The sequence below is a fragment of the Rhizobacter sp. genome, assembly GCF_031412075.1.
Taxonomy (GTDB): domain Bacteria; phylum Pseudomonadota; class Gammaproteobacteria; order Burkholderiales; family Burkholderiaceae_C; genus Rhizobacter.
The window spans coordinates 1-6,656 of record NZ_JANOCG010000227.1 but is presented as its reverse complement, the minus strand read 5'-3'; the positions used below and the strand labels follow the sequence as shown (position 1 = coordinate 6,656).

Sequence of the window (6,656 nt, the reverse complement as noted above, 5' to 3'; positions counted from 1 at the left end):
ACCAGGCCGGCGAGGGTGAGGCGTACCAGGACAACCTGGGGCGCTTTCTGAACGACAAGGCGATCCAGCGCTGGCGACACCGCCTTAACGTCGACTGGGACCGTGGGCCGTTCGGGCTGAGCCTGTCGAACACTTTCCTCTCGGGCTACACCGACCAGAACAGTGCCATCGACCTGGAAAGCGGGCAACGTGTGGCCCCGCGCGACGTCAAGGCTTATTCCTTGTGGGACCTGACGGGTTCGTACAGCGTGAGCCGTGCCCTGAAGATTCGCGCCGGCATCCTGAATTTGCTCGACACGGCCCCGCCCTTCACCAACCAGGCGTATTACTTCCAGGCCTCCTGGGACCCTACCTACGGCGACCCGCGCGGGCGGGCGGCCTATGTGAGTTTGAACTACAGCTTCCGGTAAGAACGCGGTCTGGGCCACAAGCCCGGCGACGTGGTTCCGCTGCGTTCAAGCGCGCGGTGGATCCTTGAGAAAGGCTCGGGTCATCGTCCCGAGCCCTTTTCATGGAGCTCGTCAGTCATCTGAAAGCCGAACATCAGATGGGGCACGGCCACGCCAATGCTCGGGTCGCCTGGTTTTCGGCCAAGAAGTAGTCGGCCAGGTCGCCCTGGAGCGAACGTGGCACGCTGAATCACATCTCGGCCTGCGACCTGATGTTCCTGGCAAGCTTTACCAACGACCCGGCGTTTGCCGAGTGCGAGGGTGATCTTGACAACCACTTCACCCAGCTGCGCCCACAGCGTCAGAGGGTTGACTCACGGCTATTGGAGTGGTCCAAGTCAAGGCCGCCGTGATCGGCACGGCGGCGAAGTTTCAAGCCGGCTTCAGGCCTCGATCTGCATCGAAGGCCGCGCTTGCACCTTCTGCAGCCAGGCCAGCGTCGTGGGGTGCGCGGCCACCGGCGCACCGATGTAGGCGCTGTAGCCGATCACCGAAGCCACGATCAGGTCCACCAAGGAATACGCGTCTCCCAGCATCCAGGCCTGCCGGCCCAGGCGGTCATCGAGCAGCGCCAGCAGTCCGTCAAGGCTTTTGCGCGCTGCAGTGCCGTGGGCGTCGTCGGGTATTCCCAGGTCGTTCGCAGCCTGCAAGCGAACCAGCTGCGCGCCATAGGTCACGTAGGCCCAGGTGCTCCATGCCATCGCCTGCAGGTGCTCGGCCGTGCCAACGGCCGGCCACAGGCCGCGCTGGACGCCGTAGGTCTGGCCGAGCCACATCTCGATCGCCAGCGCCTCGAACATCGGCGCGCCGTCGACTGTGATCGTGGGCACCTTGCCGTTGGGATTCAGGGCGAGATAGTCGGGCCGGCGCTGCTCGCCGGTGGTGATGTCGACCTTGACACGCTCGTGCGGCACGTCCAGTTCGGCCAGGGCGCAGGCGATGGGGGTGGCACTGGACATGGGGTGCCAGTAGAAAACGATCTTGGACATGAAGCGGCTCCTTAAAAGGGTTGAAGGCCGGTTCGACGCCGTGCCGAACCCGTGGCAGTAATGTCATGTCCATTGCGGACAGTTTTGGCCCTCAACAAGCATTAGAGTGCGACCGTGCTTTCATCTTCTTCACGCTTGCTTCGGGTGCTGTCGCTGCTGCAGACCCGCAGCCATTGGGCGGGCCCCGAACTGGCCGAGCGGCTGGAGGTGCACCCACGCACCTTGCGCCGCGACATTGACCGGCTGCGCCAGCTGGGCTACCCCGTGCACGCGAGCAGCGGCGTGGCGGGCGGCTATGCGTTTCGTGCGGGGCAGTCGCTGCCACCGCTGCTGCTCGACGACGAAGAGGCGCTGGCCGTGGCCATCGCGTTGCAGATTGCCGCCGCCGGCACCGTGAGCGGCGTCGAAGAGAGCTCGCTGCGCGCGCTGGTGAAGCTGGAGCAGGTGATGCCCACCCGCCTGCGCCGTCGCACCCATGCGCTGCGCTCGGCCATCGTGCCGGTGCAGCGCATGGGGCCCACCATCGATGCCGTTGTGCTGGCCACGCTGGCCTCAGCCTGCCGCGACCAACTGCAGGTTGGCTTCCATTACCGAGACCTGCGCGGCAAGGCCAGCGTGCGCACGGTGGAGCCGCATGCGCTGGTGCACACCGGCCACCACTGGTACCTCGTGGCCTGGGACCCTGCGCGTGACGACTGGCGCACTTTCCGCATCGACCGCGTGGAGGGCGCACCCCGCACGGGCACGCACTTCGTGCCGCGTGCTGCGCCAGCCGGTGACCTGCGCGCTTACGTCTCGGGTGCCATGGCAGGTGTGCATCAGGGCGATCAGGCACGCGTGGTGCTGCACCGAGCGCGCGAGGTGATGGTGCGCACCATCCCCCCTGCGGCGGCCACGCTCGAGCCCATCGACGACACGCGCTGTCTGATGCTGTGCGGCGCGGGCCAACTGGATTCGCTGGTCTACTGGCTGATGGCACTCGACGTGGAATTCGATGTGCTGGAGCCGCCCGCGCTCAAGCAGAGGCTCCGCTCTGCCAGTGAGCGGGTGGCGCGCAGCCTGGCACGCGCGGAAGGCGGCAAGACGGTCTGATTCGATCTCCCCGCGAGCGACTGCTGCGCCATGTCGCAGCCCCGTGCGCATATTGCGATCAGTTCAAGCGACGGCTCGGCCGCGTAGCCCGGCTGCAGCGTGATCGTCGCGTGCAGTGTGCCTAGCCCCGCGCGGAAAGCCGTGCGGAGAGCCAGCCGCCCAGGGCGGCGCCCGCGGCCATGCTCAACAGGCCGGGCCAACCGCGCGTCGCGTCGATGAACACCGGCATGGGCGCGAGCGCATCCACCGCACGCACCGCGACCACCATCCCCACGCCGGCGGCGGTGGCGAAAAGGGCCGTGCGCGCCGCTGGCCATCGCTGGGCCAACCAGGCCGCCAGACCCAGCGCCGGCAGCCAACCGGCGACCAGGATGCCGGCGTAGACGGGGGCAAAGCCCGCCAGGTCTTGCAGCGTGGTGAGCGTACGCAGGCCCGGCGGCACCGGCACGCCGAGCGCCACCAGCGCCTGCAGGTTGAACTGCGTCTGCACCACCGAACCCCAGGCCGCCGCCAGCAGCCAGCCCGCGACCAGCGCCAGCAGGACCCGGGGCCAGCGCCGTGTCCCGGGGTTACTTGCGGCCATCGAAGGGCCCAGAGAATTCATGAGGAGCGCTGGTGTTCCATACTGCCCCGATGATGCAACATGCACTGATAGGCCTGCTGGTCGCCATGCTCAGCCCGGGCGCGGCGGGGGCCACCGACTATCGCGTGGACACCGTGGCCGCCCGCCTCGTCCACCCCTGGTCGCTGGCCTTCCTGCCCGACGGGCGTCTGCTGGTCACCGAAAGGCCGGGGCGCCTGCGGGTCATCGAGCCCGGCGCCAACGGCCAGCTGGCCTTGCGTGGCGCGCCCGTGCAAGGTTTGCCAGCGGTGATGGCGCAAGGCCAGGCGGGGCTCTTCGACCTGTTGTTGCACCCGGGGTTTGCCGACAACGGGCTGCTCTACCTCTCCTTCGCCCACGGCACACCGGCGGCCAACCACCTGCGGGTGGTGCGTGCGCGTTTCGACGGCACGCAATTGCTCGACGTGACCCCCGTCTTCACCTCGCAGCCGGCCAAGAAGGCCAGCCAGCATTTCGGGGGACGCATGGCTTGGCTGCCCGACGGCACGCTGGTGCTGGGCATGGGCGACGGCAACCTCGAGCGCACCGACGCGCAGCGCCTGCACACCCACCTGGGCAAGCTCATGCGCATCAACGCCGACGGCAGCGTGCCCCGCGACAACCCTTTCGTCGGCACCGCTGGTGCGCGGCCCGAGATCTACAGCCGCGGCCACCGCAACCCGCAGGGTCTGGTGGTGGTGGGCGGCGTTCTTTACGAGCACGAACATGGTTCACGCGGCGGCGATGAACTCAACCGCATCACGCCCGGGGCGAACTACGGCTGGCCGCTCACCACCGGCGGCATCGACTACACGTACGCCCGTATCACGCCCTACCGCAGCCTGCCGGGCATCGAGCCGCCGCTGCTGGAATGGACGCCCTCCGTGGCACCGGCCGGCATGGCCTGGTACGACGGCGCGCTCTTCCCCGCTTGGCGCGGCAGCCTGTTCGTCGCGACGCTGAAAGAACGTAGCGTGCGCCGCGTCCCGATGACGGGTGGTGCAGCGGGCATGCAGGAAGTGCTGTTCCAGGAGCTGGGCGCACGTCTGCGCGACGTGCGCGTCGGCCCGGACGGCGCGCTCTACCTGCTGAGCGACAGCGCCGACGGGCGGGTGCTGCGCGTGCGGCCGAAGTGAGCGCAACGAAGGCCGCTCAAGACCCATTGCCTTCGGCCGTCCACCGAACACCGAATACCGAACACCGAGGCCTGGCACCAATTCAAGCGAGGGTTGCAGACTCGGTCCTTGACCGCACCGAGCTTCCACCCAATACCGCGTGCTGACGCACGGGTGGCGTGAACAGGCTGTAGAGCATCTTCTGAGGCGTCGCGCTCGCTTGGTCGAGCTCTGCCAGATGAGGCTGCGACAGCTGGATCTCCAGCGCCGCAATGTTGTTTTGGAGCTGCTCGATCTTGCTGACCCCCATCAGCGTTGACGACACCCCCGGACGTTGAAGTACCCAGGCCAGCGCCACCCGCGCCGCCGACTCGCCGCACGCACCGGCCACGCGCTTGACGGCTTCGACTATTTGCCAGTTTCGATCGGTGAACAACGAATCGCCACCTTGCCCGCCTTGATCAAGTTGCTCATCGTCTCGAGCAGTTCCTCGGCGGGAGTGACCGAGTCCCAGACGTGCACCCACAGCATGTCGCGTGCGATATTGAGTGAGCGGCATGTGCGTTTCCAGAGTTGCTTCTCTTGATCGCCGCGTTCGAGCGGGGCGCTCACCATGCGAGCTTTACGCGCGCCGCGGTCGAGCTCGGGGTCTCCCCGTCGGCGCTGCCTCAAAACCTTCGTACGTTGGAGTTACCGATGGGAGTACGCGCACAAGGGGCGCCGAATCGACATTCAGGTGGATGGCGCGTTGATCGCGCGCGATGGAGACACATTGCTCAGTGCCATTCGCTCGGGCGCCGGCATCGGTCTCGCGTTCGAGTCGCAAGTGAAGGACGACCTTGCCACGGGCCGCCTGGTGCCATTGCTCAAAGCCTGGTGGCCATCGTTTCCGGGGTTCTACCTCGACCACCCGAGCGGCGCCCACGTGCCTCGCAAGCTGAGCGCATTCATCGATTTCATGAAGCAGCGACTGAATGAGAGTGCGGCGTGACGGTATGAAGATGACCGGAGACGCCTTGCGACTGAATAAAGGCCATCTGCGAGGGGGAACATCTCATTCAGAGACCGCATGAGACCTGGCGAGACCACCCATTGGTGCCTGGGACGGGGGTCGAACCCGTACGCCCTCTCACGAGAAGCGGCGGATTTTAAGTCCGCTGTGTATACCGATTTCACCACCCAGGCCGAGCGCGGATTATCAGGCCGCTAAGGCCGCGATAGCCTCTTGCCAGTTGACGCTCATGCCCCATCTGGGAACAATCACGACCTCACCAGAAAGCTAACCATGACCCGCGATTTCATCCTCGTCCACGGCAAGCACGCCTCATTCACGGCATAGACACGGCTTTCTGAGCACCCCTCGGAAGGCCTTTTGGGCTTTCCGGCACACCAACCCCGGCAGGCTCGCACCCTCCGGGGTTTTGTTTTTCCAGGCACACACCATGCGCACCTACGACAAGCTGATCGCCACGATTTTTCTCGCCAAAGCACGAGACGGCTTGCGCTCGTACTTTGGCACCTTGCTGCAAGCGCCCTAGCGCCTGCCTTCTTGCGCACTTTCGCTCGAAGGCTGGCTTGGAATGAACGAACAAGCCTTCAACGAAAGATCCGCATGAACACCACCCGCAACCTCAGAAACATCGGCGTCATTGCCCACGTCGACGCCGGCAAGACCACCACCACCGAACGCATCCTGTTCTACACGGGCGCGAACCACCGTGTCGGCGAAGTACACAACGGCACGACCGTGATGGACTTCGACCCGCAAGAGCGCGCACGCGGCATCACCATCAACAGCGCGGCCACCACCGTGTTCTGGAAAGGTGCGCAGATCAACCTGATCGACACGCCGGGCCACATCGACTTCAACATCGAGGTGAACCGCTCGCTGCGCGTGCTCGACGGCGCGGTGGTGGTGTTCGACGGCGTGGCCGGCGTCGAGCCGCAGACCGAGACCAATTGGCGCCTGGCCGACAAGTACCACGTGCCGCGCCTGGCCTTCATCAACAAGCTCGATCGTGTGGGCGCCGATTTCCCGCGCGTCGTGCAGATGATGGAAGAGCGCCTGGGCGTGAAGCCGCTCGTGCTTCAGCTTCCTGTTTACACAAGAGAAGGCGCCGAGGACACGTTCCGCGGCGTCGTGGACCTGCTCGCCCTCAAGGCGCTGGTCTGGCACGGCACCGACATCGGCGAGCCCTATGAAACACAAGCGATCCCACCCGAACTGATGGCACAAGCCGTGAGCGCCCGCGCTCGTCTGGTCGAAACCGTGGTCGAGCAAAACGACACCGTGCTCAACGCCTATCTCAACGGTAGCGAGCCCACGGTGGCGCAGCTGCGTGCGTGCATCCGCACGGGCACGAACGCGCCCGCCAGCGTGCCGGCGCGGATGCAGGCACGCAGCTGCGCC

9 protein-coding genes, 1 tRNA gene and 1 pseudogene are annotated in these 6,656 nt (G+C 66.1%); 7 read left to right on the top strand and 4 right to left on the bottom strand.

Going from position 1 to position 6,656, the window contains the following annotated elements:
- Together RMO40_RS07965 and RMO40_RS07960 are read left to right on the top strand one after the other, a co-directional pair.
- Positions 1-410: TonB-dependent receptor domain-containing protein (locus RMO40_RS07965; RefSeq protein ID WP_309718759.1), on the top strand; the 410-nt coding region annotated here is incomplete at its 5' end.
- A gap of 101 nt (positions 411-511) precedes the next feature.
- Positions 512-601: a DUF4287 domain-containing protein gene (locus RMO40_RS07960; RefSeq protein WP_309718757.1), complete on the top strand. Its 90-nt coding sequence runs from the start codon at positions 512-514 to the stop codon at positions 599-601.
- A 231-nt stretch (positions 602-832) separates the two neighbouring features.
- On the opposite strand, the gene RMO40_RS07955 is transcribed toward RMO40_RS07960, so the two are convergent.
- Positions 833-1,438, bottom strand: coding sequence for a glutathione S-transferase family protein (locus tag RMO40_RS07955; protein ID WP_309718754.1), 606 nt, complete (start codon positions 1,436-1,438; stop codon positions 833-835).
- A 114-nt stretch (positions 1,439-1,552) separates the two neighbouring features.
- On the opposite strand from RMO40_RS07955, the gene RMO40_RS07950 reads away from it, so the two are divergent.
- Complete coding sequence (locus RMO40_RS07950; protein ID WP_309718750.1) at positions 1,553-2,530, top strand: YafY family protein; 978 nt, start codon at positions 1,553-1,555, stop codon at positions 2,528-2,530.
- A gap of 121 nt (positions 2,531-2,651) precedes the next feature.
- Here RMO40_RS07950 and RMO40_RS07945 read toward each other — a convergent pair whose 3' ends face one another.
- A complete protein-coding gene (locus tag RMO40_RS07945; protein ID WP_309718747.1) occupies positions 2,652-3,113 on the bottom strand; it encodes a hypothetical protein in 462 nt (153 codons plus the stop codon).
- Positions 3,114-3,145: 32 nt separating this feature from the next.
- Here RMO40_RS07945 and RMO40_RS07940 point away from each other — a divergent pair, with 32 nt between their 5' ends.
- Positions 3,146-4,267 carry a PQQ-dependent sugar dehydrogenase gene (locus tag RMO40_RS07940; RefSeq protein ID WP_309718744.1) on the top strand — a complete coding sequence of 374 codons (1,122 nt, stop codon included), beginning with the start codon at positions 3,146-3,148 and terminating at the stop codon, positions 4,265-4,267.
- Between the two features lie 82 nt (positions 4,268-4,349).
- Here the strand turns inward: RMO40_RS07940 and RMO40_RS07935 are convergent, their stop codons facing one another.
- Positions 4,350-4,805 carry an aldo/keto reductase gene (locus RMO40_RS07935; protein ID WP_309718742.1) on the bottom strand — a complete coding sequence of 152 codons (456 nt, stop codon included), beginning with the start codon at positions 4,803-4,805 and terminating at the stop codon, positions 4,350-4,352.
- A 14-nt stretch (positions 4,806-4,819) separates the two neighbouring features.
- Here RMO40_RS07935 and RMO40_RS25485 point away from each other — a divergent pair.
- Both RMO40_RS25485 and RMO40_RS07930 read left to right on the top strand, forming a co-directional pair.
- A pseudogene (locus tag RMO40_RS25485) lies at positions 4,820-4,897 on the top strand (hypothetical protein); the annotation flags it as partial.
- A complete protein-coding gene (locus tag RMO40_RS07930; RefSeq protein WP_489660125.1) occupies positions 4,860-5,237 on the top strand; it encodes a LysR substrate-binding domain-containing protein in 378 nt (125 codons plus the stop codon). The pseudogene RMO40_RS25485 and the gene RMO40_RS07930, both read left to right, overlap by 38 nt.
- A gap of 102 nt (positions 5,238-5,339) precedes the next feature.
- Here the strand turns inward: RMO40_RS07930 and RMO40_RS07925 are convergent.
- Positions 5,340-5,431, bottom strand: a tRNA-Leu gene (locus RMO40_RS07925).
- Between the two features lie 427 nt (positions 5,432-5,858).
- On the opposite strand from RMO40_RS07925, the gene RMO40_RS07920 reads away from it, so the two are divergent.
- On the top strand, positions 5,859-6,656 hold a 798-nt coding region (locus RMO40_RS07920; RefSeq protein WP_309718737.1), incomplete at its 3' end, for a GTP-binding protein.